We start from the raw sequence: 25,633 nt of genomic DNA, 5'->3' as shown, positions 1-25,633 counted from the left end.
ACCGGGTGCCGATATCCGTTTTCCGCATATCGCTGCTCGATAAGGATCGTTCCCTGCGCGCGATGGGCTGCCTAGCATGGGCGGACCATGATTCTTGTAGAGCTTCCCCCCGTGCGGCAGGACTTTCACATCCAGCCCCTGAGCGACGCGCTCGGCGCCGAGGTGCTGGGCCTGGACCTCGCCGCGCCCCTGTCCGACGAGGACTTCGCCCGCCTGCACCGCGCCCACCTCAGGCACCACGTGCTGGTGTTCCGCGACCAGCGCATCACCCCCGCGCAACAGGTCGCCTTCAGCGCGCGCTGGGGCCCGCTGCAGCGCCATGTGCTGCACCAGTTCGCCCACCCCGAACAGCCCGAGGTGCTGATCGTCAGCAACATCGTGGAGAACGGCAAACCCATCGGCCTGGGCGATGCGGGTGTGTTCTGGCACTCGGACCTGTCGTACAAGGAGCGGCCCAGCCTGGGCTCCTTCCTGCACGCGCAGGAACTGCCCGCCGAGGGCGGTGACACCCTGTTCGCCAACCAGCACCTGGCCTGGGACGAACTGCCCGAGCGGCTGCGCGGCGCGGTGCAGGGCGAGCGCGCCGAGCACAGCTACCTCAAGGTGTACGCCGAGCTGCAGCGCCGCAGCCCCTGGCGGCCCAACCTCTCGCCCGAGCAGATCGCCGCCGTGCCCACCGTGAGCCACCCCATCGTGCGCACACACCCGGAAACCGGCCGCCAGGCGCTGTTCGTCAGCGAACACTTCACCACCCGCGTGGTCGGCCTGCCCGACGACGAAAGCGAGGCGCTGCTGCAGGCCCTGTACGCCCACAGCACGCAGGAGCGCTACATCTACCGCCACCGCTGGCTGCCAGGCGACATGGTGTTCTGGGACAACCGCTCGGTGCTGCACCTGACCGCGGGTTGCCCGCCCGACCAGCGCCGCCGCCTGTTCCGCACCACGATCGAAGGCCACGTGCCGTTCTAGAAAGAAACACCATGAAAAAACACACGTTCATCCAAGGCCTGCTGGCCGCCGCGCTGACCGCTGGCGCGTCGTTCGCGGCCCACGCCGAAGGCCAGATCCGCATCGCCCAGCAGTTCGGCGTGGTCTACCTGCTGCTCAACGTGGCGGAAGAACAGAAGCTGATCGAGAAACACGGCAAGGCCGCCGGGCTGGACGTGAAGGTGGAATTCGTGCGCCTCTCGGGCGGCAGCGCGGTGAACGACGCACTGCTCTCGGGCCAGATCGACATCGCCGGCGCGGGCGTGGGCCCGCTGCTGACCATCTGGGACCGCACCAAGGACAAGCAGAACGTGCGCGGCGTCGCCTCGCTGGGCAACTTCCCGTATTACCTGGTGAGCAACAACCCGGCCGTGAAGACGATTGCCGACTTCAGCGACAAGGACCGCATCGCCCTGCCCGCCGTGGGCGTGTCGGTGCAGTCGCGCGTGCTGCAGCTGGCCTCGGCCCAGCGCTGGGGCAACGACCAGTACAACAAGCTCGACAAGCTGCAGGTGGCCGTGCCCCACCCGGACGCGACGGCCGCGATCATCAAGGGCGGCACCGAGATCACGGCGCACTTCGGCAACCCGCCGTTCCAGAACCAGGCGCTGGCCGGCAACCCGAACGCGCGCATCGTGCTCAACAGCTACGACGTGCTCGGCGGCCCCTCGTCGGCCACGGTGCTGTACGCGACCGAGAAATTCCGCAACGACAACCCCAAGACCTACCGCGCCTTCACCGCCGCGCTGCAGGAAGCCGCGCAGTACATCACCGCCAACCCCGAGGGCGCGGCCGACATCTACCTGCGCACCGGCCAGGGCGCGATCGACCGCCAGCTGCTGCTCTCCATCATCAAGAACCCCGAAGTGCAGTTCAAGCTCGCGCCGCAGAACACCTTCAAGCTCGCGACCTTCATGCACGGCATCGGCGCGATCAAGAACAAGCCCGCCTCGGCGAAGGACTACTTCTTCGACGACGCCCACAGCGCGGCCGCGAACTGACATGAACCCGGCCCACGTGCTGCAGCGCCACGCCATCGGCACGCCGATGCAGGACCTGCTGCGCGCCACGCGCGAGCAGGAGGGCGGCGCGGTGTTCGGCCCCGAGAAACTGCCCACGGCCGCCCTGCCCCGGCCGCTGCTGGACTTCGATGGCGTCTCGCTGGAGTACGCGACCGACCAGCAGGTGGTGCGCGCCACGCACCGCGTGAGCCTGTCGGTGTTCGAGGCCGAGCGTTATGTGCTGCTCGGGCCTTCGGGCTGCGGCAAGAGCACGCTGCTGAAGGCGGCGGCCGGTTTCATCGCACCGCGCGAGGGCCAGATCCGGCTCGACGGCCAGGCCATCACCGGCCCGGGGCCGGACCGCATCGTGGTGTTCCAGGAATTCGACCAGTTGCCGCCCTGGAAGACGGTGCTGGGCAATGTGATGTTCCCGCTGCGCGCTACTGGGCGCCTGGCCCGCGCCGAGGCGCTGGAGCGCGCGCACGCGGTGCTCGAACAGGTGGGCCTGGCCGATTTCGCGAACGCCTACCCGCACCAGCTCTCGGGCGGCATGAAGCAGCGCGTGGCGATCGCCCGCGCCCTGGCCATGCAGCCGCGCGTGCTGCTGATGGACGAGCCCTTCGCCTCGCTGGACGCCCTCACGCGCCGCCGCATGCAGGAAGAGCTGCTCGCGCTGTGGGAGACGGTGCGCTTCACGCTGCTGTTCGTCACGCACTCCATTGAAGAAGCCCTGGTGGTGGGCAGCCGCATCGGTGTGCTCTCGCCGCACCCGGGCCGCCTGCGCGCCGAGATCCAGGCGCACGAATTCGGCCTGGGCAGCAGCGGCGGCCCCGCCTTCCAGGCCGCCACCCAACGCATCCACGGCCTGCTGTTCGGGCCCGAGACCCCCCACCCATGAGCCTGGCCGACGCCCTGCCCCCGATCCGGCCCGAGGCCGAATACCCGCTGCCCGCGCTGGGCGACACCCCGGCCGAGCGCCCCCTGCCCTGGCAGCGCCGCGTGTGGCAGCAGGCCTGGGTGCGAAAGACCCTGATCCTGCTCGCGCTGGCGCTGCTGTGGGAAGTGCTCGCGCGCTGGCAGGACAACGACCTGCTGCTGCCCACCTTCGCGCAGACCGCGCGCGCCTTCGCCGAGGGCCTGGCGGGCGGCGAGCTGCTGCTGCGCGCCCGCGCTTCCTTGGCCGTGCTGCTGCAGGGCTACCTGCTCGGCATCGTGGCCGCCTTCGTGCTCACCACGCTGGCCGTGTCCACCCAGATCGGGCGCGACCTGCTGGCCACGCTCACGTCCATGTTCAACCCGCTGCCGGCGATCGCGCTGCTGCCGCTGGCGCTGCTGTGGTTCGGTCTGGGCAACGGCAGCCTGGTCTTCGTGCTGGTGCACTCGGTGCTGTGGCCGCTGGCCCTGGCCACCTTCGCGGGCTTCCAGGCCGTGCCCGAGACCCTGCGCATGGCCGGGCGCAACTACGGGCTGCGCGGTGTGCGCTACGTGCTGCTGATCCTGGTGCCCTCAGCCCTGCCGGCCATCCTCTCGGGCCTGAAGATCGGCTGGGCCTTTGCCTGGCGCACGCTGATCGCCGCCGAGCTCGTGTTCGGCGTGTCCTCCGGCAAGGGCGGCCTGGGCTGGTACATCTTCCAGAACCGCAACGAGCTCTACACCGACAAGGTGTTCGCCGGCCTGGTGATGGTGATCCTCATCGGCCTGCTGGTGGAGAACGTGGTGTTCCAGACGGTCGAAAAACTCACCATCCGCCGCTGGGGTGTGGCGCGATGAGCGCGCCGCGCCGCATCACCATCGTCGGCGGTGGTTTCTCGGGCGTGAGCGCGGCCGTGCAGCTGGTGCGCCACAGCCCGGTGCCGCTGGCGGTCACGCTGATCGAATCGCGCGACCGCGTCGGCCCCGGCCTGGCCTATGCCACGCACGACCCCGACCACCGCCTCAACGGCCCGACCTGGGTGCACGCGGTCGACCCCGTCGACGGCGAGCACTTCACGCGCTGGTGCGAAACGCACGGCGTGTTCGAGGCCGACCCGCAGGCCGTGCAGGCCAATGGCACGGCCTTCGTGCGCCGCGCGGTGCTGGGCGCCTACCTCGAAGCCATGGTGCGCGGCCACGCCACCTGGGCGGCCACGGGCTCGACCATCCGCACCCTGCAGGACCGCGCCGTGCACGCCTGGGAGGCCGACGGCGAGGTCACCACCGTCACCGAACACGGGCAGACGCTGACGGCCGACCTGCTGGTGCTCGCCACCGGCAACGCCGAGCCGCGCCTGCAGGCCCCGCTGGACCCGGCGCTGGCGCAACACCCAGGCGTGATCGAGAACCCGCTGGTGACCGCGCGGCTGCTGGGCATCCCGCGCGAGGCGCGCGTGCTCATCATCGGCAGCGGCCTGACCTCGCTGGACGTGGTCTCCACGCTGCAGCGGCAAGGCCACGCGGGTGGCGTCACGGTGGTCTCGCGCCGGGGCCTGCGCCCACGCGCGCAACCGCTGGCCAGCGGCGTGGTGGCCCACCCGGTGGGCCGCCAGAACCTGGACCGCCTGCTCGGCCCCGCGCCCGCTTTCCTCACCGAGGTGAAGCCCGAGCTGCGCACCTGGATCAAGACCCTGCGCGCGCGCATCCGCGATAGCGTGGCGCGCGGCGAGAACTGGAATGTGCCCTTCGACGAGTTGCGCGACGCCGTGTGGCAGCTCTGGCCCACGCTGCCGCCGGCGCAGCAGCGCCGCTTCCTGCGCAGCGTGCGCCCCTGGTACGACGTGCACCGCTTCCGTTCGCCACCGCAGACGGAAGCCATCCACCGCGAAGCCCTGGCCGCCGGCCGGGTGGTGCACCTGGCGGCGCGGCTGCGCTCGCTGGCGGTGCAGGCGGGCACGCACCGCATCGACGCCGTGCTGCAGCCCTCGGGCGGCGGCGCGCCGCGCACCGAGTCGTTTGACGTGGTGGTGAACTGCACCGGGCTGGACGCCACCGGGCGCACCGCCGGCAACCCCCTGCTTCAGGCCCTGGTGTCGCACGGCACGCTGCGCGCGGACGCCTGCGGCATCGGCTACGCGGTGGATGCGAACTGCCGCGTGATCGACAGCGAAGGCGAAGCGCTGTCGCGCATCCGCCTGATCGGCCCGCCCACGCTGGGCACCTTCGGCGACCCGGGCGGGGCCATGTTCATCGCGGCGCAGATCCACCGCATGCTGCCAGACGTGTTCGGGACGCTTCAGCGCCCGGCCTTGTCGACCGCCTTCTTGAGCAGCTCGTATTCCGCGCAGGGCTTGGCGGTGCAGAGCAATTCCAGGTAACGCAGGTTCTTGCGCGCGCCGGCCACGTCGCCCAGCGCCAGGAACAGCTCGCCCTGGTACTCCAGCGCGGGGCGGTGCTCGGGGTCGTACAGCAGGGCTTCGCGGTACCAGCGCCCCGCTTCCTCGTAGCGCTTGAGCTGGCGCAGGCTGTAGCCGAGCAGGTTGTAGACCTCGGCGTGCTGCACGGTCTCGCTCAGCGCCGTGAGCCGCTGCACCGCCTTCGTGTACTCGCCGGCGTACACCAGCGCGCGCACGGCGGAGAGGTCGGGCAGGTCGGACGACGGCGGAGCGCCCGCCGCGCCCAGCGCCAGCGGCGCGGCCGCCAGGGCGGCGGTGATGAGCCACCGCCTCATTCAGACCTCCGCCAGTTGCGCGGCCGCGTGCGGCACCACCTCGCCCATGGCCACCAGGATCTCGCGCTTGAGCGCCGCGAACGCCGGGCTCACGCGGTCGCGCGGGCCGGGTGGCAGGTCCACCTTCACCTGTTTGACGATGCGGCCGGGGTTGGCGTTCATCACGATCACGGTGTCGCTCAGGAAGATGGCCTCGTCCACGTCGTGCGTCACCAGGATCATGGTCACACCCTCGGCACGCCAGATGCGCAGCAGCTCTTCCTGCAGGCGCACGCGGGTGAGCGCGTCCAGCGCGCCCAGGGGTTCGTCGAGCAGCAGGATCTCGGGCTGGCCGACCAGGCCGCGCGCGATCGCGCCGCGCTGCGCCATGCCGCCCGAGAGCTCGTGCGGGTAGGCCTTCTCGAAGCCCTGCAGGCCCACCAGCTCGATGTGCGACTGGATGGTGCGGCGCTGCTGCTCGGGCGGGAGCGTGGAGTTGGTCAGTGCCAGGCCGATGTTCTGCTCCAGCGTCATCCAGGGCAGCAGGCGGTGGTCCTGGAACACGATGCCGCGCGAGAGGCTGGTGCCGGCGATGCGCTCGCCGTGCAGCAGGATGTCGCCCTCGTAGTCCTTGTCCAGACCGAGGATGAGCCGCAGCAGCGTGGACTTGCCGCAGCCGCTGGGGCCGACCAGCGTCACGAAGGCGCCGGGCTCGACGTCGAAGCTGGCGTTGACCAGCGCGTCCAGGCGCGGGCGGCCTGGCACGGCATAGCTTTTGGAGACGGCCTTGACTTCAAGGCGACCGGGTTCTGCCATGGTGTTTATCCTTCAAAGCCTTGTTTCCAGCGCAGCACGCGGCGCTGCAGCAGGTACATGGTGCGGTCGATGCCGAAGCCCACCAGGCCGATGATCACCATGCAGACCAGCAGCTGGTCGGTGAGCAGCAGGCCCTGCGCGCGGAAGATCAGGAAGCCCAGGCCTTCGAGGCCGCTCAGGCCTTCGGCCACCACCACCAGCGCCCAGGCCAGGCCGGCCGCGTAGCGCAGCGAGACCATGATGGTCGGCGTGGCGGCGGGCAGGATGATCTTGCGCACCAGCTGCCAGCGGGTGAGCGTCATCACCTCGGCCAGCTCGATGTAGCTCTTGTCCACGCTGCGGATGCCCTGCAGCGTGTTGAGAAAGACCGGGAAGAACACGGTCTTGGCGATCACCAGGATCTTGGCCGGCGCGCCCAGGCCCAGCCACAGCACGATCAGCGGAAACCAGGCGATGCCGGGGATGTGGCGGATGGTGTCGAAGGTGGGCGAGAGGAATTGTTCGAAGCGCTTGGAGAGGCCCGCGCCGACGCCCAGCACCACGGCGGCGAAGGCGCCGTACAGGAAACCCTGCGCGACGAGGGACAGGCTGACGGCGAAGTCCCAGAGCAGCTTCTGCTCCGTCAGCATCTTGAAGAAGGCCTCCACCACCTTGATGGGGGCGGGCAGGAAGACCGGGTCGATCCATTCCAGGCTGGCCGCCGTCTGCCACAGCAGCAGCACCCCGGCCGGCAGCAGGAAGCCGATCGCGCGGCTGGGCGCCAGCCATTGCTGGAGCTTCGTCGCGAAGGACGAAGCTTCCGACGCTGGCGCCGTGGAGGGAAGGTTGTGCGTCAGCGTGTTCATGGCGCGCTCAGTGGTAGATCGAGTGCGAGCCGCCGGCGAAGAAGCGGCCGTCCACGAAGGCGTCCACCTGCGCGTCGGTCAGGCGGCGTTCGCTCAGGATGTCGTCACCCTGCTTCACGTACCAGTCGATGAAGGTCTTGATGGAGTTGCGCGCGCGCTGGGCATTGGGCTCGCCGGCCATGAACTCCCATTGGCCCAGGTGGGTGATCTGGAATTTGGCCACTTCCACCGGCACGCGGGTTTCGCGCGAGACGATCTTGGCGGCCTCGTCCACGTTGTCCAGCGTCCAGGCCATGGCGCGTTCGCGCGAGGCCAGGAAGGCTTTGACCGCGTCGGGGTACTTGTTGACGAACTCGCGCTTGGCGAAGTAGGTCACGCGGCCTGCGTGGTTCACGTACACGCCGTCGTCCGGCACGTGGCCGATCACCTTGAGCTTGCCCGAGAGCCAGGCGCCGGTGGCGTTGCCCGCGGCCAGGTGGGTGGTGGTGGCATCGAGCGCGCCGGAGATCACCGCCGAGATCGCCACGGTGGGGTTGTCGATCGATTCGTAGCGCACGCGGCCCTTGGTCTGGCGCGTGTCCAGCGGCAGGCCCACCGAGTTCAAGGCTTCGGTGGGGGCGGACCAGTAGCAGCTGATGCGGCTGCTGCCGAACTTCTTGCCGTCCAGATCGGCCAGCGTGTTCACCGACTTGTTCGACACGGCGGCGAGCACCGGCGCGCGGTAGCGGTTGGAGGTCTCGGAGGCCCAGATGATCACGCCGTCCAGGCCGTTGGCGCGGTGCACCGTGGCCGGGTAGATCATGCGCTGCGCGATCGAGATCGCGCCCTTGCTGAGGGCGCCCGTTTCGGCGCCCACCAGCTCCGCGCCGCCCGAGGCGATGAGGTTGACTTCCTTGGTGCCGACCTTGCTGAACTCTTCCTTGAAGATGCCCTTCTCGCGGGCGATCACCGTCCACGGTGTGAGCTGCAGGTTGATCGCCGGCAGCACCTCGGCGGCGGCGGTGCCGGCCTGGCCGATCAGGCCCAGGGCCAGGGCGGCGGCGCTGCTCAGGGCGCGCAAGCGGTTGCGGGGGCTTCTGTGTTTCGTCACGACGGTCATGAGGTTCTCCAAGGTTCGTCTGTCAGGTGGTGTGAATGACGCGCCGATTCTTGGGGCGCGGCGCGCGCCGGCCAACGAAGGAAAACGGACACCGATATGCGGCCGCAAATGGCGCAGATGCTTATGCGCATTTCGAGCCACACGAACGCGGGGGCGCGCCCAGAATGCCCTTCCCATGAGTTCCCTCGACGCTTCCCCCGAACGCCCGCTGCGCCCGCTGGCCTGGCTCACCGCGCTGGGCATCGGCGCGCTGTGCGCGGCGGTGTTCATGGCGATCGAATCGCGCGCCGCCGCGGCCGCGCCCTTGCCGCTGAAGCAGCTGCGCATCGGCGTGGCGCCCACCACCCTGCCCGTGAGCACCGGCGAGCGCGACTACACCAATGCCGGCTTCGAGGCGGTCTACGCGCAGGAACTGGCGCGGCACCTGGGCGTGGACGCGCTCATCGTGCCGCTGCCGCCCGGCGCGCAGGCCCAGGCCCTGCGCCAGGGCGACGTGGACCTGGTGCTGACGCGGGCCGACGAGGCGCGCCAGAAGGAAGACGGTCTGCGCGTGCTGGCCACGGGCTACCAGTCGGGCCTGAGCGTTTCGATGCGCTCGGACACCGACGTGCGCGCCTGGACCGACCTGGCCGGGCGCGTGGTGTGCGTGACGGCCGACAATCCGCGCGCCCACGCGCAGGCGGCGCGCATCCAGGGACAACTCAAGGTCTTCGACGCGCCGGCCCAGGCCCTGGTGCAGGTGCGCACCGGCGAGTGCGCGGCGGCCATCCTCGACGGCTCGCAGCTGGAGCCGCTGCTGGCGCAGAAGGAATGGCGCAAGTTCTCCGCCACCCTGCCCGCCACGCGCGACAGCGCGCTGCAAGCCTGGCTGGCCGAAGGCCGTGACGAGCTGGCCGCGCCCATCCGCGCCGCGGTGCAGGAGATCGGCTCGACGGCCGCCTGGGCGCAGCGGCGCCAGAAGTGGGCGGCCAACGTCGCGTTCGAGGTCTACTTCGACCAGACGGGGCCGGACTGCCATTGAGCCGGCGGTGGCTCACGGCGCTGGCGATCGCGCTCGGCCTGAGCGGCCCGGTGGTCGCGGGCGAGCCGCTGCGCGCCTTGTACGAGAAACCGGCCAACCAATGGCCTGCGCCCTGGGTCGATGAAGGTGTGGCCTTCGTGGAGCTGGGGGCCTTGCCGCCACCGCCCGCGCCACCCAACCACCTCGTGCAACTGGGCCAGCGCCTGTTCTTCGACGCCCGCCTCTCCGCGAGCGGCCACGTGGCCTGCGCCAGCTGCCACCGGCCCGACCAGGGCTGGACCGTGCGCACGCCCACGGCCACCGGTGTGAGGGGCGCGCCGGGCCGGCGCAACCCGCCCGGCCTGCAGGACGTGGCCACGCGGGCGCACTGGGCCTGGGACGGCGCGGCCCGCTCGCTCGCGGAACAATCGCTGCGGCCCCTGACCGACCCGCGCGAGATGGCCAACGCCTCTCTCCACGCTGTCGGCCGGCGCATGGCCCTGTCACCCGCCCGGATCGGCGAGGCCCTCGCGGCCTTCCAGCACACGCTGCACGAACGCAGCCGCTTCGACCGCTTCGCGCAGGGCGAACACCGCGCGCTGACCGACCTGGAACTCCAGGGCCTGCACCTGTTCCGCACCAGCGCGCGCTGCGCCAACTGCCACTTCGGCCCCACCCTGAGCGACGGCCGCTTCCACAACCTCGGCATCGCCTTCTTCGGCGAGCCTTCGCAGGACCTCGGCCGTTTCGAGGTGACGCGGCGGTGCGAGGACGTGGGCCGCTTTCGCACCGCCAGCCTGCGCGGGGTCTCGCGCACCGCGCCCTACATGCACCACGGCCTGTTCGATTCGCTGCAAGGCGTGTTGAACCTGTACGCGCGCGGCGGCGGCGACCCGCGCAATGGCCGCGCGGGCGTGGCGGCCGACCCGCTGTACGCCTGCGCGCAGCGCCGCTCGCCCCACCTGAAGCCGCTGCCGCTGAGCGCGGCGGACATCGCCGCGCTGCAGGCCTTTCTGCGGACCCTGTGACCCCGGCATTGGACCGGTTTCCTGAACAATGCATCCAGCCCGCACGGGCTGATCTCCCGCTTGCGGCTGCCTAGACTGGGTGTTCCTTCCATCCATCCTTCACAGGGAAACATGACCATGGCACAGCACTCCATCGACGGCAAGGTGGTCCTCATCGCCGGCGGCGCCAAGAACCTCGGCGGCCTGATCGCCCGCGACCTCGCCCAGCACGGCGCCCGCGCGGTCGCCATCCACTACAACAGCGTCGCCAGCAAGGCCGATGCCGACGCCACGGTGGGCGCCATCCGCGCCGCGGGCGCGCAGGCGGTTGCGATCCAGGCGGACCTCACCACGGCCGGTGCGGTCGAGAAACTGTTCGCCGACACCATCGCGGCCGTGGGCCGGCCCGACATCGCCATCAACACGGTGGGCAAGGTGCTCAAGAAGCCGTTCGCCGAGATCAGCGAGGCCGAGTACGACGAGATGGCCGCCGTCAATGCCAAGTCCGCCTTCTTCTTCCTCAAGGAAGCGGGCCGGCACGTCAACGACAACGGCAAGGTCTGCACCCTGGTGACCTCGCTGCTGGGGGCCTTCACGCCCTTCTACGCGGCGTACGCGGGCACCAAGGCACCGGTGGAGCACTACACCCGCGCGGCGGCCAAGGAATTCGGCGCGCGCGGCATCTCGGTGACGGCCGTGGGCCCGGGCCCGATGGACACGCCCTTCTTCTACGGCCAGGAAGGCAGCGACGCGGTGGCGTACCACAGGACCGCCGCCGCCCTCTCGCCCCGTTCGAAGACGGGCCTGACCGACATCGAGGACGTGGTGCCCTTCATCCGCCATCTCGTGAGCGACGGCTGGTGGATCACGGGCCAGACGATCCTGATCAACGGCGGCTACACCACGAAGTAATGACACCCCCCTGCGCCGCTGCGCGGCTTCCCCCCTCCGTGGCGCGCCTTCGGCGCTTCGAGCGGGGACGGCATCTCGGGCCGGCGCAGCCGGACCCTTGATGCCTCTGGACGATACCAACCCCGCTGCCGTGGGCTAAATTCGGTCCATGGACAAGCTTGAGCAGTACCGGGTGTTCGTTCAGGTCGCGGAGATGAGCAGCTTCATCAAGGCCGCGCACGCGCTGGAGCTGCCGCGCGCCTCGGTGTCGGCGGCCATCCAGCAGCTCGAGGCCACCCTGGGCACGCGCCTGCTGCACCGCACGACCCGGCAGGTGCGGCCCACGGCCGATGGCCTGCAGCTGCTGGAGCGTGCGCGCGCGCTGCTGGCCGAGGCCGAGGACATCGACCAGCTGTTCCAGGCCGGCCAGCGCAAGGTCTCGGGGCGGCTCAAGGTGGATGTGCCCAGCCGCATCGCGCGCCGGCTGGTCGCGCCGGCCCTGCCGGGCTTCCTGCGCCGCTACCCCAGGCTGCAGGTGGCGCTGGGTTCGACCGACCGCGCCATCGATCTGGTGCAGGAAGGGGTGGACTGCGCGGTGCGCTTCGGCACCCTGCAGGACAGCAGCCTCGTCGTGCGCCCGCTCGGGCAAGTGGCGCTGATCAACTGCGCCAGCCCCGACTACCTGGCCGAGCACGGCGTGCCGGCGCAGCCCGACGATCTGGCGCGAGGGCACTGGGCGGTGGGCTACGCCTCCGCCTCCAACGGGCGCGAGCTGGCCTGGGAACTCCCGCCCTCGGCCCAGGCGCTGCAGGTGCCCAGCCGCGTGCTCGTCAACAACGCCGAGAGCTACATCGCCTGCTGCGCGGCGGGCCTGGGCCTGATCCAGATCCCGCGCTTCGACGTGCAGCACCTGCTGGACCGGGGCCAGCTGGTCGAGGTGCTGCCCGGGTTCCGCGCGGCGGCCATGCCGGTGTCGCTGGTCTACCCGCACCGGCGGCAGCGCTCGCGCCGGCTCATCGCGTTCATCGAGTGGTTCGAGGCGCTGATGCAGCCGCACCTCGACCGCTGATCAGGCCGCCAGGCGTGCGGCCGCCGCGTGGCGGCCGACCGGCCGCTCCAGACCGAGGTTCTCGCGCAGCGTGCGGCCTTCGTAGGCGGTGCGGAACAGGCCACGGCGCTGCAGCTCGGGCACCACCAGATCCACGAACTCGTTGAGCGAGGCGGGCAGCACCGGCGGCATCACGTTGAAGCCATCGGCCGCGCCGTTCTCGAACCATTCCTGCATGCGGTCGGCGATGGTCTGTGGCGTGCCGATCACCACCCAGTGCCCGCGCGCACCCGCCAGGTATTCGTAGAGCTGGCGCACGGTGAAGCGCTCGCGGCGCGCGAGTTCGATCACCACGTGCGCGCGGCTGTTGATGCCCTTGGGCGGCTCGGGGTAGTACGGCGGCGGCGCATCCAGGTTCCAGCGGCGCAGGTCTTCGCCGGGCCAGAACGGCACCAGGGTGGAGAGGCCCACCGAGGGGTGGATCAGCGCCTGCAGCTCGGCCCACTTGGCCTGCGCCTCGGCCTCGGTGCGGCCGATCACGGGCGAGATGCCGGGCAGCACCAGCAGCTGCTCGGGCCGGCGCCCGTACTTGGCCATGCGGCCCTTCACGTCCTGGTAGAAGGCCTGGGCTTCGGCCAGGCTGGTCCAGGCGGTGAAGATGGCCTCGGCGGTGGCGGCCGCGAGTTCCTTGCCGTCTTCGGACGAACCGGCCTGCACGATCACCGGGTGGCCCTGCGGCGAGCGCTCCAGGTTGAGCGGCCCCTTGACCTTGAGGTGCTTGCCGATGTGGTTGAGCTCGTGCAGCTTGGCCGGGTCGAAGTACACGCCGGACTCGCGGTCGCGCACGAAGGCGTCGTCCTCGAAGCTGTCCCACAGGCCCTTGACCACGTCCACGAACTCGGTGGCCTTGGCGTAGCGCTCGCCGGGCGAGGGGTGCGCGTCCAGGCCGAAGTTGCCGTGCACGCTGTCGTTGCTGGTGGTCACCACGTTCCAGGCCGCGCGGCCCTTGCTGATGTGGTCCAGCGAGGCGAACTTGCGCGCGAGCAGGTAGGGGTCTTCGTAGGTGGTGGACGCGGTGGCGACGAAGCCGATGTGTTTCGTCACCGCCGAGAGCGCGGCCCACAGCGTGACCGGTTCGAAGTGCGAGATGCGGCCCTGGCGGCTGAAGGACTCGTCGTCGCCCGTGCCCCAGATGCCCGGGCTGTCGGCGACGAAGACCTGGTCGAACAGGCCGCGCTCGGCCGTCTGCGCGACCTCGATGTAGTGGTCGATGTTGGTGCCCGAGTCGATCTGCGAGCCCGGGTGGCGCCAGGCGGCGACGTGATGGCCGGTGGCCATGATGAAGGCGCCGAGGCGCAGTTGTCGTTTGCTCATGCGGGTGTGCTCCCAGTGGATGGAGCCCGCCAATCTAGGCGCGCATGCGGCCCCGAGGAAGGAAACAAACCGCATATCCATAGCCGTTCTGATTCGTTGCCGCGGCGCAGCATGCGGCCTAGCATTCATGCACCGGTGTTGGAAACGACTGGTCCGGCCGATGCGGGGATGCAGAGAACCCTGGTTGTCTCCTGGGGGGAGGATTGCATCGGCCGGTTTTTTTTTGGAGCGTGACCCTGGCTCAGATGTTTGGGCAATTAAGAAACAAAAAAACAATGGTTTGTGTGTTGAAGCGGCGCTTTTAGAGTGCATTCCAACTTCACACCAAGGGTCTCCAACATGACGGTTGCCATCGAATCCCCCACGCTGCTCGACGCCCTGAACGCCATCGGGCGCGACGCCCAGGCCCGGGGCCTGCCCTACGCGGGTGGCATCCCGCCCGAACTCGCCTGGTCGCTGGTCTCGGCCGGCGAAGCCCGGCTGGTGGACGTGCGCAGCGCGGAAGAGCGCAAGTTCGTGGGCCATGTGCCCGACAGCCTGCACGTGCCCTGGGCCACGGGTACCAGCCTCACGCGCAACCCGCGCTTCGTGCGCGAGCTCGAAGCCAAGGTCGGCAAGGAAGCGCGCGTGCTGCTGCTGTGCCGCAGCGGCAAGCGCTCGGCGCTGGCGGCCGAGGCCGCCACCAAGGCCGGCTTCACGCAGGTGTTCAACGTGCTCGAAGGTTTCGAGGGCGAGATCGACGCGCAGCAGCACCGCGGCGGTCAGGACGGTTGGCGCTTCCACCAACTCCCATGGGTGCAGGACTGATGGCCGACGCGCACCTGTTCGACCTGCAGCAGGTCGTGCGCGACCTCGCCGACGTGCGCCAACGCTGGCGCACCGCGCAGAAGCGCTCGCGCGAACCGGGCGGGCGCGAGCTGCCGTCGCGCGACGCGCTTGGCAATATCCTCGACGGGCTGCGCGGCGCCCTGTTTCCCATGCGCCTGGGCCCGCCCGACCTGCGCCAGGAGAGCGAGGACTTCTACATCGGCCACACGCTGGACGCCACGCTGCATGCGCTGCTGGGCCAGGTGCGGCTGGAGCTGCGCTACCAGCACCGCCACGCGGGCGGCACGGACGAGGCGGCCACCGAACAGCAGGCGCGCGAACTGGTGCGCGACTTCGCGCACTCGCTGCCCCGGCTGCGCGAGCTGCTCGACAGCGACGTGGTGGCGGCCTACGAGGGCGACCCCGCCGCGCGCAGTGTGGACGAGGTGCTGCTGTGTTACCCCGGCATCCAGGCCATGATCCACCACCGTGTGGCGCACCGCTTCTACCAGCTGGGTGTGCCGCTGCTCGCGCGCATCGTGGCCGAACTCGCGCACGGCGCGACCGGCATCGACATCCACCCCGGCGCGTCCATCGGCGCGGGCTTCTTCATCGACCACGGCACCGGCGTCGTGATCGGCGAGACCGCCGTCATCGGCCAGCGTGTGCGCGTGTACCAGGCGGTCACGCTGGGCGCCAAGCGTTTCCCCACCGATGAGAACGGCCACCTGAGCAAGGGCCTGGCGCGCCACCCCGTGGTGGAGGACGACGTGGTGATCTACGCCGGCGCCACCGTGCTCGGGCGCGTGACCATCGGCCGCGGCGCCACCATCGGCGGCAACCTGTGGGTCACGCACGACGTGGCCGCCGGCGCCAACCTGAGCCAGGCCCGATCGCGGGAGGTCACCGCCAGCCCCTGATCGACCGCCACCGAGCTTTCCCCGCCCTTCCCCCTTCGCCGCGTCGCTTCGGCCGCGCGCGTGGGGCCTTCTTTTGCCTTTTTTCAACCACCGAGCCACGGAGCCTTCATGTCTGACCCAACCCCCTCGCAACTGGCGCTGAGCGACAACGCCGCGCGCCAACTGGCCAATGCCACCAAGACGGCCCCCGTGCTGTCGACCATCAGCCCGCGCTGGCTCACGCACCTGCTGCAATGGCAGCCGGTGGAGGCCGGCATCTACCGCCTCAACAAGGTGAAGAACCCGCAGGACGTGGAGGTGCTGTGCGCCAAGCGCGACGAGAGCGAGCTGCCCTCGACCTACGTGGACTACGAAGACCAGCCGCGCGAGTACTTCCTGAACGCGGTCTCCACCGTGCTGGACGTGCACACCCGCGTGTCCGACCTCTACAGCAGCCCGCACGACCAGATCAAGGAACAGCTGCGCCTGACCATCGAGACCATCAAGGAAAAGCAGGAAAGCGAGCTGATCAACAACGCCGACTACGGCCTGCTGGCCAGCGTGCACCCGGACCAGATCGTCTACCCGCTCACCGGCGCGCCCACGCCGGACGACCTGGACGAACTGCTCACCAAGGTGTGGAAGGAGCCGGCCTTCTTCCTCACGCACCCGCTGGCCATCGCCGCCTTCGGCCGCGAGTGCACGCGCCGGGGCGTGCCGCCGCCCACCGTGAGCCTGTTCGGCTCGCAGTTCCTCACCTGGCGCGGCATCCCGCTGATTCCGAGCGACAAGGTGCCCGTGGCCGATGGCAAGACCAAGATCCTGCTGCTGCGCGTGGGCGACAAGCGCCAGGGCGTGGTGGGCCTGTACCAGCCGGGTCTGGCCGGCGAGCAGAGCCCGGGCCTGTCGGTGCGCTTCATGGGCATCAACCGCAGCGCCATCGCCTCGTACCTGATCTCGCTGTACTGCTCGCTCGCGGTGCAGACCGAGGACGCACTGGCCGTGCTGGAAGACGTTGAAGTGGGCAAGTTCCATGACTATCCAGACACCTACAAGTGAGCGGCCGCCGGCCGGCCTGCCCGACCTGGCGGCGCTGAACCAGCTCGCGGGCGCGTTCTTCGCCGCCCTGCCCGGCTCGCCGCCCACGCTGCCCACCACCCCATTGGGTGGCGTGCCGGCACCGGTGAACGTGTTGCCTGGCGGCAGCTCGCTCGGGCCTTTGGCCCAGGGCCCGCAGCTGCCCGGCACGCTGGCGCCCGGCGCGAACCTGGCGCCCACCTCGCCACAGAGCGTGCTCTCGCTGGGCGCGTCCGCGCCTTCGCTGGTGCCGCACTCGATCGCGCCCAACGGCCTGCCCGACCACGTCGCGATCGTGCCGCCCGCACTCGACGGCCGCGTGGGCACGCAGGCCCTGGGCGTGCCGCCCTCGGACCGCGTGACCGCGCAGTCCTTCGGCCTGCCGGGCGCGGACGACCTGCGCGAGCTGCTCGCCACGCCACAGCGCCACAGCGCGGCACCAGGCAACGCCCCCACCGACACGGCGGGCGCGTTCTACTTCACGCAGGGCCTGCAGACGCCGCAAGGCTTCGCCACCCAGGCGCCGCAGGCCGACGCGGCGCGCCACCCGCCGTTCGACGTGAACGCGGTGCGGCGTGACTTCCCCATCCTGCAGGAGCGCGTGAACGGCCGGCAGCTGGTGTGGTTCGACAACGCGGCCACCACGCACAAGCCGCAGTCGGTGATCGACCGCATCGCCCACTTCTACGAGCACGAGAACTCCAACATCCACCGCGCCGCGCACGCGCTGGCGGCCCGCGCGACCGACGCCTACGAGAGCGCGCGCGAGAAGGTGCGCGCCTTCCTGGGCGCGTCGTCGGTGGAGGAAATCATCTTCGTGCGCGGCGCCACCGAGGCCATCAACCTGGTGGCGAAAACCTGGGGCGCGAAAAACGTGGGCGCAGGCGACGAGATCATCGTCTCGCACCTGGAGCACCACGCCAACATCGTGCCCTGGCAGCAGCTCGCTGCCGAGAAGGGCGCGGTGATCCGCGTGATCCCGGTGGACGACAGCGGCCAGGTGCGGCTGGACGAGTACCAGAAGCTGCTCAACAGCCGCACGAAGATCGTGGCCGTCACCCAGGTCTCGAACGCGCTGGGCACGGTGGTGCCGGTGCGGGAGATCGTGGCGCTGGCGCACCGCGCGGGCGCGAAAGCGCTGGTGGACGGCGCGCAGTCGGTGAGCCACCTGCGCGTGGACGTGCAGGCGATCGACGCCGACTTCTTCGTGTTCTCCGGCCACAAGGTGTTCGGCCCGACCGGCATCGGCGTGGTCTACGGCAAGCGCGAACTGCTGGACGACATGCCGCCCTGGCAAGGCGGCGGCAACATGATCGCGGACGTCACCTTCGAGCGCACCGTGTTCCAGCCGCCGCCCAACAAGTTCGAGGCCGGCACCGGCAACATCGCCGACGCGGTGGGCCTGGGCGCGGCGATCGACTACGTGCAGCGCATCGGGCTGGAGAACATCGCGCGCTACGAGCACGACCTGCTGGCCTACGCCACGCACCACCTGCAACCCATTCCGGGCGTGCGCCTGATCGGCACCGCGCGGGACAAGGCCAGCGTGCTGTCCTTCGTGCTGCAGGGCCACAGCACGGAGGAAGTGGGCCAGGCGCTGAACGAGGAAGGCATCGCGGTGCGTTCGGGCCACCACTGCGCGCAACCCATCCTGCGGCGCTTCGGCGTGGAGGCCACGGTGCGGCCCTCGCTGGCGTTCTACAACACCTGCGAAGAGGTGGACCGCTTCATCGCGGTGGTGCGGCGGCTCAGCTCGGGCCGGCGGCGGTAGCCCGAAGCCTCAGCGGCTAGCGACGATGAACAGCCGGGGGAAAGGCAGCAGCACCGTGCCATCGGCCAGCGCGGGATAGGCCTGGGTGATGGCGGCGAGGTAGCGGGCGAGGAAGGCCGCTTTCTCGCCGCCGTCCAGCGGCGCCAGGTAGGGCCGCAGGGCCGAGCCCTTGAACCACTCCACCACCGCCTCGGGGCCGCCCGAGAGCGGGTGGAAGTAGGTGGTGCGCCAGACATCGACCGCCGCGCAGCGCGGCTTGAGCAACTGGTAATAGAACGCGGCGTCGTGCCGCGCGGGGTGCTTCACGCTCCCGATCTTGCTCGCCCAGGGCCCTTGCGCCGCGACCTCGCGCGCGAGGCGGTGCGCCGGCTCTTCAAGGTTGTCGGGCGTCTGCACGGCCAGGCTGCCGCCGGGCGCCAGCCGGCTCAGCAGGCGCGGGTAGAGCGTGGCGTGGTCGGGCAGCCATTGCAGCGAGGCGTTGGCCAGGATCACGTCGAACGACTCGACCGGGTTCCAGGCCTCGATGTCGGCGAGTTCGAAGCGGATGCCGGGCAGGCGCTCGCGCGCCGCGGCCAGCATGTCGTCGGAGCTGTCCAGGCCCGTCACCCGGGCCTGCGGAAACCGGTCGGCCAGCACCTGGGTGGAATTGCCCGGGCCGCAGCCCAGGTCGATCGCGACCTGCACGCCGCGCGCCGGCAAGGCGGCCACCAGGTCGCGCACCGGGCGCGTGCGCTCTTGTTCAAAGGCCGAGTAGGTGCGGGCGGACCACGTCATCGTGTGTGCTCTCCATGGGTGGGATCGGCCTCCATTGTGCGCAGGAAGCCATGCCCCTGGCGAAGACCGAGTATCGATCTGCGAAAAGCGCATTGGCGCGGATGCGGGCGCCTGCCTACGCTGCCGGGTTCGCCGTCATTCGACGGCCTTTCAACCCAAGGATGTTTGCATGAACTCGAAGGTGCTCCAAGTCACCGCCCTCTCGCTGGTTTCCCTGGTCGCCGCGGTGGCCCCCGCCCTGGCGCAGACGCCGGCCTACCCCACCAAACCCATCACCCTGGTGGTGCCCTACCCGCCCGGCGGGCCGAACGACACGATCGCCCGCGCCCTCGGGCCGGAGCTGGCCAAGGCGCTCGCCGTGCCGGTGGTGATCGAGAACAAGCCGGGCGCCGCCGGCAACATCGGCACCGGCCACACCGCCCGCGCCGCGGCGGACGGCTACACCATCGCCCTTCCCGGCTCCGCGCTGTCGATCAACACCGTGATCTTCGACAACGCGCCTTACAAGATCGGCGACTTCCGCGCGGTCGGCATGGTGGCGCAGGGCCCGGTGGTGGCCGTGGCCCACCCGTCGCTGAACATCAAGACCATCGCGCAGCTGGTGGCCCACGCCAAGGCGAACCCGGGCAAGCTGTCTTTCCCCTCGGGTGGCAAGGGCACCTCACCCTACCTGGCGGGCGAGCTGCTCAAGAACACCGCGAACATCGACATGGTGCACGTGCCCTACAAGGGCACGGGCGAGTTCATTCCCGACCTGCTCGCGGGCCGGGTGCCGGTGGCCTTCGTGAGCCCGCTGATCGCGCGCCAGCACGTGGACACGGGCGCCCTGGTGCCACTGGCCACCACCGGCACCAAGCGCCTGCGCGGCTGGGAGACCCTGCCCACGGTCGAAGAAGCGGGCGTCGCCGGGTTCCGCGTGCTGCCCTGGTACGCCGTGGTCGTGCCCGCGGCCACGCCCACCCCCGTGGTGAACAAGCTCAACGCCGCGCTGCAGCAGGCCCTGGCCTCGGCCGAGATCCAGAAGAAGCTGGTGGACCTGGGCCTGGACGCGCTGCCCGGCACCGCCGACGACGCGCAGGCCGTGGTGGTGCAGGAAGTACAGCTCTGGAAGAACGTGAAACTCAGCGACTGACCGTCAACGCCGGACCACCTGGCCGCCCGGCAGCACCGAGAAGGTCTCGAAATGCCGGGGCAGCACCTGCGCCGCCGCGGGTGCCACCCGGCGCACCTCTTCCTGGAAGATCTCGGCGTGCGCCAGCGCGCTGCTCTGGTCCGCGCCGTAGGGGAAGGTCTGCACGTCCCAGTGCGTGGCCACCACCACCTTGGGCAGGCCGGTGGCGCGCAGCAGGCGCTCGGTGTAGCGGAAGATCTGCAGACGCGGCCGGGCCGAGGGCACCAGCACGATGGACGGTGTGAGGCCCTGCACCTCGCGCTCGATGTAGTTCATGGAGCCGAACATCAGGATCTCGTGGTGCCGGAAGCGCACCAGGTAGCCGAAGGTGCCGCCTTCGGAAAACGCCTTCAGCGGCAGCGGCCCCTGCAGGCCCTCGGGCACGATGCCGGCGTCGAAATAGCACTTGTCGCACAGGGCGGAATGCAGGCTGGGAATGACGCGGATCGAGAGCTCGCCGAAGTCGTAGTCCTCGCCACCGCGCACCGGCACCAGCTGCGGTTCGGCCACGCCGTAGGCGCGGGCGATGTTGGTGGCGCTGTAGGAGCCGACCACGTGCGCGCCGGTTTTCTTCGCGATGTGCGGCATGTCCATGCAATGGTTGAAGTGCGCATGCGACAGCAGGATGTGCGTGGCTTCGTGGATGTGCCGGTCGATGGTCTCGGTGTCGCTGGGCACGATCTCGTCGAAGCTGTAGGCGGGGCGCTCGTCGCCCGGCGCGGCGTTCGCGGGCAGCATGCCGAAGCGGTTGCCACTGTAGCGCAGGCGGGTGAAGTACGGGTCCAGCAAGACGGTGTGTTTGCCGTCGGTGATCTTCCAGGCCGCTGATCCGTAGTGGGTCAGCTCGATTCTTCCATCCTCGAAATAGGTGCGGTCAACGCTCACGAACAATCCTCGGCTTCTTGGGTTAAACCGGCCATCATGCGAGGCCGGCCCCTCGGTGCGCAAAGAAGGTTTTCGCGATTGCTTATGCGTTCGACGGCGATGGGAAGAAGCGGTTGTCGGGCCGGGGCAGGCCCAGGTTCTCGCGCAGGGTGCTGCCTTCGTACTCGCGGCGCAGCAGGCCGCGCCGCTGCAGCTCGGGCACCACGTGGTCCACGAAGGCGTCCAGCCCGCCGGGCAGCCAGGGGAACATCACGTTGAAGCCGTCGCTGCCCTCGGTGTCCAGCCATTCCTGCATCTCGTCGGCAATGGTCTGCGCCGTGCCCACGAAGGCCAGGCCAGCGTAGCCGCCCAGCCGCTGGGCCAGCTGGCGCACCGTGAGGTTCTCGCGCCGGGCCAGCTCGATGGTGCGCTCGCGCGTGCTCTGGCTCGCGTTGGTGGGCGGCACCTCGGGCAGCGGTGCGTCCAGATCGAAACCCGAGACATCGTGGCCCAGCGCGATGGACAACGAGGCGATCGCGCTGTCGGTGTGCACCAGGCCGTCGAGCCGCGCGCGGATCGCTTTCGCCTCGGCCACGGAATCGGCCACCACCACGAAGGCGCCGGGCAGCACCTTGAGGTGGTCGCGGTCGCGGCCGATCTTTTCCATGCGGCCTTTCACGTCCGCATAGAAGTGCCGCGCGTTGTCCAGCGTGCCCGGGGCGGAGAACACCACCTCGGCCGTTTCGGCCGCGAGCTGGCGCCCAGCTTCCGAGGCGCCGGCCTGCACGATCACCGGCCAGCCCTGCACCGGCCGCGCGATGTGCAGCGGGCCGCGCACCGAGAAATACGGCCCCTTGTGGTTGAGCACGTGCAGGCGCTCGGGGTCGAAGAAGCGACCACTCTGCGCATCGCGGACGAACGCGTCGTCGGCCCAGCTGTCCCACAGGCCGGTGACCACGTCGTGGAACTCGCGGGCGCGCACGTAGCGCTGGTCGTGCTCCATGTGATCTTCAAGACCGAAGTTGCGCGCCGCGTCCGGGTTGCTGGTGGTCACGATGTTCCAGCCCGCGCGGCCGTGGCTCAGGTGGTCCAGCGACGCGAAACGGCGCGCGATGTGAAACGGTTCCTCGAACGTGGTGGACGCCGTGGCCACCAGCCCGATGTGGCGCGTGTGCTGCGCCAGGGCCGAGAGCAGCGTGAAGGGCTCGAACGATGTCACCGTGTGGCTGCGCTGCAGGGCCTCGATCGGCATGTTCAGCACGGCCAGGTGATCGGCCATGAAGAAGGCGTCGAAGCGCGCGGCCTCCAGGCGCTTGATGAGGTACTTCAACCGCTCGAAGTTGAAGTTCGCGTCGGCCCAGGCGCCGGGGTAGCGCCAGGCACCGGTGTGAATGCTGACGGGGCGCATGAACGCGCCCAGCCGCAGCTGGCGCCGGCTCATGCCTCGCTGCCTTCGATGTCCTCGCCCAGCTCGTGCAGCAGGTGTTCGACGAAGGCCTCCATCGGCGGCAGGCTCGGTGGCAACGAGCGGCCGGTGTGCAGCGGAAACCAGCCGCGCCGGCCCGCGCTCAGCCGCAGGAAGACCACGTCGGGCGACTCGCCCGCGTCGAACACATGCGGCACGCCCGCCGGCAGCCACACCCAGTCCCCAGCCTCGCACAACACACCGGTGAAGCCGGCCGAGGTGCGCACGCTCAGCAGCGCCGTGCCCTTCAGGAAGACGCAGGCCACGGCGTCCTCGCTGGTGAGTTCCTGAGGGCGCGGGTGCGCGCCGTCGTAACCCGGGTGGCTGAAGCGCACGCGCTCCGACACGTGCGCGCCGAGTTGTCGCCGCAACTCGACCAGCGCTTTCGCATGATCCACCACGGCATCGCCCGGCTCGGGCCCGTCCACCCAGCGCCCCCAGCGCACGCCCACCGACGCGGCGGCCGGGCAGGCAGCGCCTTCGCACACCGAAGTGGACAACCAGAGACCGTCGGCATCGAACGTCGCAACAGCAGCCATGCGGGCCAGTGTCCGCGCGCTCCGCCACCCACACAACGACGCATTCGGACTTAGCTCATGCGCTCAGCGTCTATGCGCACCCATATGCCCACAAGCCATAAACAAACTACTTCATAGTCGTTTGGTTATTTGGACGGCGTCAACAGAATGCAGTTTTGCATTTGAACAACCAGGAGCCTTCTCATGAGCAACACCACCCTTCGACTCGGCGACACCGCTCCCGACTTCACGCAAGACTCCACCGCCGGCCCCATCCACTTCCACGACTGGGCGGGCGACAGCTGGGTCGTGCTCTTCTCGCACCCGGCCGACTTCACACCCGTGTGCACCACCGAACTCGGCAAGACCGCCGCGCTCTCGGGCGAATTCGCCAAGCGCAACGTCAAACCCATCGCCGTCAGCGTCGACCCGCTGGACTCGCACGGCAAATGGGTGCTCGACATCAACGAGACCCAGAACACCACGGTGAACTTTCCCATCCTCGCCGATGCGGACAAGAAAGTCGCCACGCTCTACGACATGATCCACCCCAACGCATCGGCCACCGCCACCGTGCGCAGCGTGTTCATCATCGACCCCAAGAAAGTGATCCGCACCACGCTGACCTACCCCGCCAGCACCGGCCGCAACTTCGACGAGATCCTGCGCGTCATCGACTCGCTGCAACTCACCGACAGCCACAAGGTGGCCACGCCCGCCAACTGGAAAGACGGCGACGATGTGGTGATCGTGCCCAGCCTGCAAGACCCGGCCGAGATCGCACAACGCTTCCCCAAGGGCTTCAAGGCCGTGCGGCCCTACCTGCGCCTCACCCCGCAGCCCAACCGCTGAGGGTTCGCCGCATGTCGTCCTCACCCACCGTCATCATCATTCCCGGCTGGCGCAACTCCGGCCCGGGCCACTGGCAGACGCTGTGGTCCGACAGCCTGCCCTCGGTGCTGCGGGTGGAGCAGGACGACTGGGTGGCGCCGGTGCGCCAGTCGTGGGTGGCGCGGCTGAGCGAAACCATCGAACGCGCGCCCGGCCCGGTGGTCGTGGTCGCGCACAGCCTGGGCTGCATCACCACCACCCACCTGCCGCCCAAGATCGCGCAGCGCATCCAGGGCGCGCTGCTCGTGGCCCCGGCCGACCCGGAGCGCCGAGGCGTGCTCGCCGACTTCGCGCCCGTGCCCTACCAGCGCCTGCCGTACCGCAGCATCCTCGTGGCCAGCAACAACGACCCGTATTGCCCGGTGCGCACGGCCGGCGCGTATGCCCGGGCCTGGGGCAGCGAATTCGTGCGGCTCAACGACGCGGGACACATCAACGTGGACTCGGGCCATGGGGCATGGCCGCTGGGGTTGGCGTTGTTGCAGTCGTTGGGGGCGGAGGTGCCGGTGGGGGTTCGGCAGGTGTCTGAGGCGGCTTGACGAGATCGAACCGCCCCGGTTGTTGATATCCCGCTGAGCAACCACCAGCGTGCTCTGCCCGCCGGCCGCGACCGTGATGCTCACGTTGCCGGTGATCGCCCCCACGGTGCTGGCCGCCGCGCCCATGCCCTGGCTTTGCTGGTCCTTGCTCCGGTCCTGGCTGCCGCAGGAGACGCTGCCGTCTCCGAAGGAGAGGCCGCTGGTCTCCACCTCCTTGAAATCGCTCTGGCTGAAGCGGGTCTGTGCGGCCTGGATGCTCACGTCGCCCACGGCCGAGATGTCCACGCCCTGGTCGCCGATGACGCTGGAGCCCACAAGGGTGGCATCCTGGTCGCTTCGGATTTTCACCGTCTGGCCAAGGATGCGCCGGCCGGCGACTTGATCACCATGGTCGATGGCCCTTCGGCGTGATCTCGGTAGCTATGCCGCTCTCCACATCCAGCCGATACCACTGAGTTCCGATGCCCAGGTTCACCAAATCTACTTGGCACCCCGGTATCCACTCGATCAAATCAACCGGGTTGCCTTCCGGGTAGCGCGTCCCATCGGGCAGTCGCAGCACGAACTCAATGAACGGCTCGATACATCCAGGCAATCCATCTTCACGCGCATGCCTGTGCTTTGCCCACATCCACGCGCACGGTGTAGCGTCCCTGGTCGTCCAGAGGCAGGCCCGTCAAACGATCGCGACTCAGGTCCAGCGCATCCGGATTGGTTTGAGGTTTGATCGGCGTTTTCACGACCAACCCGATGATGGCCGGGTCAGCCAGCCCTTGGTTGATCCACGCCTGATTCTTTTGCGCCGCATCGGCGCAGAACAACTGTTGAGCCCCTCCGGGTTGTCCACCGGTTCCGGGTAGGGTGAGCGTGCCGTTCTGCTGCTGGTATTCGATCTTGAGCTGCTGCAAGAACGCATCAGCCACTTCGAAGTACGGCACTTCAAAACCCCAGTTGTTGTCCAAGGCGTTCTGTGCGGTGTTGGTGAGCATGGCTCGTGCTGCTTCGACTTGCTCGCTGCTCGGCTGATCAGTGCCGTAGAGTTTTTGGGCGAATCGGCGCGCGTTCTCCTTGATGAGTTTGGCTTCCGTGGGATGCAACTGCCGGTTGTTGGCATCAACGGTGGCCGCACTGGCCGCGCCGTAGACCCCACCCACCGCTGCCCCCATG

Annotated in this window: 26 protein-coding genes and 1 pseudogene; 16 read left to right on the top strand and 11 right to left on the bottom strand. The window is 69.5% G+C overall.

Going from position 1 to position 25,633, the window contains the following annotated elements; genetic code table 11:
• Nucleotides 1–87 precede the first annotated feature (87 nt).
• From AC3WPZ_RS20145 to AC3WPZ_RS20125, 5 genes are read left to right on the top strand one after another with little or no spacing between them, the layout of a single operon-like run.
• The gene (locus tag AC3WPZ_RS20145; protein WP_492441164.1) at nt 88–969 is read left to right on the top strand and encodes a TauD/TfdA dioxygenase family protein; all 882 of its coding nucleotides are present in this window, start codon (nt 88–90) and stop codon (nt 967–969) included.
• 11 nt (nt 970–980) lie between these two features.
• Nucleotides 981–1,988: an ABC transporter substrate-binding protein gene (locus tag AC3WPZ_RS20140; RefSeq protein ID WP_444686327.1), complete on the top strand. Its 1,008-nt coding sequence runs from the start codon at nt 981–983 to the stop codon at nt 1,986–1,988.
• A gap of 1 nt (nt 1,989) precedes the next feature.
• On the top strand, nt 1,990–2,886 hold the full coding sequence (locus AC3WPZ_RS20135) for an ABC transporter ATP-binding protein (protein ID WP_492441162.1): 897 nt from the start codon (nt 1,990–1,992) through the stop codon (nt 2,884–2,886).
• Nucleotides 2,883–3,758, top strand: a complete 876-nt coding sequence (locus AC3WPZ_RS20130; RefSeq protein WP_444686325.1) for an ABC transporter permease — start codon at nt 2,883–2,885, stop codon at nt 3,756–3,758. The genes AC3WPZ_RS20135 and AC3WPZ_RS20130 overlap by 4 nt, the downstream gene beginning before the upstream one ends.
• Nucleotides 3,755–5,278 (top strand): FAD/NAD(P)-binding protein, encoded by a 1,524-nt coding sequence (locus AC3WPZ_RS20125; protein ID WP_492441160.1) that lies wholly within the window; start codon nt 3,755–3,757, stop codon nt 5,276–5,278. Before AC3WPZ_RS20130 ends, AC3WPZ_RS20125 begins: the two co-directional genes overlap by 4 nt.
• Here AC3WPZ_RS20125 and AC3WPZ_RS20120 read toward each other — a convergent pair.
• The 4 genes from AC3WPZ_RS20120 to AC3WPZ_RS20105 are packed head-to-tail and all read right to left on the bottom strand — an operon-like array spanning nt 5,197 to nt 8,361.
• Nucleotides 5,197–5,631 carry a tetratricopeptide repeat protein gene (locus AC3WPZ_RS20120; RefSeq protein WP_444686323.1) on the bottom strand — a complete coding sequence of 145 codons (435 nt, stop codon included), beginning with the start codon at nt 5,629–5,631 and terminating at the stop codon, nt 5,197–5,199. The two genes, AC3WPZ_RS20125 and AC3WPZ_RS20120, sit on opposite strands and share 82 nt — an antisense overlap.
• On the bottom strand, nt 5,632–6,426 hold the full coding sequence (locus AC3WPZ_RS20115; protein ID WP_492441158.1) for an ABC transporter ATP-binding protein: 795 nt from the start codon (nt 6,424–6,426) through the stop codon (nt 5,632–5,634). It abuts the gene before it with no gap.
• A gap of 5 nt (nt 6,427–6,431) precedes the next feature.
• The gene (locus tag AC3WPZ_RS20110; RefSeq protein ID WP_382324197.1) at nt 6,432–7,271 is read right to left on the bottom strand and encodes an ABC transporter permease; all 840 of its coding nucleotides are present in this window, start codon (nt 7,269–7,271) and stop codon (nt 6,432–6,434) included.
• Between the two features lie 7 nt (nt 7,272–7,278).
• Complete coding sequence (locus tag AC3WPZ_RS20105; RefSeq protein ID WP_492441155.1) at nt 7,279–8,361, bottom strand: ABC transporter substrate-binding protein; 1,083 nt, start codon at nt 8,359–8,361, stop codon at nt 7,279–7,281.
• A 184-nt stretch (nt 8,362–8,545) separates the two neighbouring features.
• On the opposite strand from AC3WPZ_RS20105, the gene AC3WPZ_RS20100 reads away from it, so the two are divergent.
• The 4 genes from AC3WPZ_RS20100 (at nt 8,546) to AC3WPZ_RS20085 (ending at nt 12,337) form a co-directional block, all read left to right on the top strand.
• Entirely contained in the window at nt 8,546–9,391 is an 846-nt protein-coding gene (locus tag AC3WPZ_RS20100; protein WP_444686321.1) for an amino acid ABC transporter substrate-binding protein, read from the top strand.
• A complete protein-coding gene (locus AC3WPZ_RS20095; protein WP_492441153.1) occupies nt 9,388–10,398 on the top strand; it encodes a cytochrome-c peroxidase in 1,011 nt (336 codons plus the stop codon). The genes AC3WPZ_RS20100 and AC3WPZ_RS20095 overlap by 4 nt, the downstream gene beginning before the upstream one ends.
• Before the next feature lie 117 nt (nt 10,399–10,515).
• The gene (locus AC3WPZ_RS20090; RefSeq protein ID WP_492441151.1) at nt 10,516–11,289 is read left to right on the top strand and encodes an SDR family oxidoreductase; all 774 of its coding nucleotides are present in this window, start codon (nt 10,516–10,518) and stop codon (nt 11,287–11,289) included.
• Between the two features lie 148 nt (nt 11,290–11,437).
• Complete coding sequence (locus tag AC3WPZ_RS20085; protein WP_492441149.1) at nt 11,438–12,337, top strand: LysR family transcriptional regulator; 900 nt, start codon at nt 11,438–11,440, stop codon at nt 12,335–12,337.
• Here the strand turns inward: AC3WPZ_RS20085 and AC3WPZ_RS20080 are convergent, their stop codons facing one another.
• Nucleotides 12,338–13,690, bottom strand: coding sequence for an LLM class flavin-dependent oxidoreductase (locus AC3WPZ_RS20080; protein WP_382324185.1), 1,353 nt, complete (start codon nt 13,688–13,690; stop codon nt 12,338–12,340).
• 339 nt (nt 13,691–14,029) lie between these two features.
• On the opposite strand from AC3WPZ_RS20080, the gene AC3WPZ_RS20075 reads away from it, so the two are divergent.
• From AC3WPZ_RS20075 to AC3WPZ_RS20060, 4 genes are all read left to right on the top strand, one after another.
• Nucleotides 14,030–14,497: a rhodanese-like domain-containing protein gene (locus tag AC3WPZ_RS20075; protein ID WP_492441147.1), complete on the top strand. Its 468-nt coding sequence runs from the start codon at nt 14,030–14,032 to the stop codon at nt 14,495–14,497.
• Nucleotides 14,482–15,417, top strand: coding sequence for a serine O-acetyltransferase EpsC (gene epsC / locus AC3WPZ_RS20070; protein WP_492432269.1), 936 nt, complete (start codon nt 14,482–14,484; stop codon nt 15,415–15,417). Before AC3WPZ_RS20075 ends, epsC begins: the two co-directional genes overlap by 16 nt.
• 108 nt (nt 15,418–15,525) lie before the next feature.
• Entirely contained in the window at nt 15,526–16,455 is a 930-nt protein-coding gene (locus AC3WPZ_RS20065; protein WP_291112362.1) for a family 2A encapsulin nanocompartment shell protein, read from the top strand.
• A complete protein-coding gene (locus tag AC3WPZ_RS20060; RefSeq protein ID WP_492441145.1) occupies nt 16,430–18,244 on the top strand; it encodes a family 2A encapsulin nanocompartment cargo protein cysteine desulfurase in 1,815 nt (604 codons plus the stop codon). The genes AC3WPZ_RS20065 and AC3WPZ_RS20060 overlap by 26 nt, the downstream gene beginning before the upstream one ends.
• A 9-nt stretch (nt 18,245–18,253) precedes the next feature.
• On the opposite strand, the gene tam is transcribed toward AC3WPZ_RS20060, so the two are convergent.
• Nucleotides 18,254–19,018, bottom strand: a complete 765-nt coding sequence (tam, locus tag AC3WPZ_RS20055; RefSeq protein ID WP_492441143.1) for a trans-aconitate 2-methyltransferase — start codon at nt 19,016–19,018, stop codon at nt 18,254–18,256.
• 169 nt (nt 19,019–19,187) lie between these two features.
• Here tam and AC3WPZ_RS20050 point away from each other — a divergent pair, with 169 nt between their 5' ends.
• Complete coding sequence (locus AC3WPZ_RS20050) at nt 19,188–20,150, top strand: tripartite tricarboxylate transporter substrate-binding protein (protein ID WP_382324176.1); 963 nt, start codon at nt 19,188–19,190, stop codon at nt 20,148–20,150.
• Nucleotides 20,151–20,153: 3 nt separating this feature from the next.
• Here AC3WPZ_RS20050 and AC3WPZ_RS20045 read toward each other — a convergent pair whose 3' ends face one another.
• From AC3WPZ_RS20045 to AC3WPZ_RS20035, 3 genes are all read right to left on the bottom strand, one after another.
• Entirely contained in the window at nt 20,154–21,074 is a 921-nt protein-coding gene (locus tag AC3WPZ_RS20045; RefSeq protein ID WP_492441141.1) for an MBL fold metallo-hydrolase, read from the bottom strand.
• An 82-nt stretch (nt 21,075–21,156) separates the two neighbouring features.
• Nucleotides 21,157–22,494: an LLM class flavin-dependent oxidoreductase gene (locus AC3WPZ_RS20040; RefSeq protein ID WP_382326888.1), complete on the bottom strand. Its 1,338-nt coding sequence runs from the start codon at nt 22,492–22,494 to the stop codon at nt 21,157–21,159.
• Nucleotides 22,491–23,057 (bottom strand): cupin domain-containing protein, encoded by a 567-nt coding sequence (locus AC3WPZ_RS20035; RefSeq protein WP_492432279.1) that lies wholly within the window; start codon nt 23,055–23,057, stop codon nt 22,491–22,493. Before AC3WPZ_RS20035 ends, AC3WPZ_RS20040 begins: the two co-directional genes overlap by 4 nt.
• 183 nt (nt 23,058–23,240) lie before the next feature.
• Here AC3WPZ_RS20035 and AC3WPZ_RS20030 point away from each other — a divergent pair, with 183 nt between their 5' ends.
• On the top strand, nt 23,241–23,888 hold the full coding sequence (locus AC3WPZ_RS20030) for a peroxiredoxin (protein WP_382158746.1): 648 nt from the start codon (nt 23,241–23,243) through the stop codon (nt 23,886–23,888).
• Nucleotides 23,889–23,899: 11 nt separating this feature from the next.
• The gene (locus AC3WPZ_RS20025) at nt 23,900–24,466 is read left to right on the top strand and encodes an RBBP9/YdeN family alpha/beta hydrolase (RefSeq protein ID WP_492432281.1); all 567 of its coding nucleotides are present in this window, start codon (nt 23,900–23,902) and stop codon (nt 24,464–24,466) included.
• A 60-nt stretch (nt 24,467–24,526) separates the two neighbouring features.
• Here the strand turns inward: AC3WPZ_RS20025 and AC3WPZ_RS20020 are convergent.
• Nucleotides 24,527–24,814, bottom strand: a pseudogene (locus AC3WPZ_RS20020) (hemagglutinin repeat-containing protein); the annotation flags it as partial.
• A gap of 254 nt (nt 24,815–25,068) precedes the next feature.
• Nucleotides 25,069–25,633: hypothetical protein (locus AC3WPZ_RS20015; protein WP_492441138.1), on the bottom strand; the 565-nt coding region annotated here is incomplete at its 5' end.

This window comes from Hydrogenophaga sp. FW305-3-2-15-A-LB1 (assembly GCF_058787875.1).
This window is presented reverse-complemented; position numbering and strand designations above follow the sequence as displayed.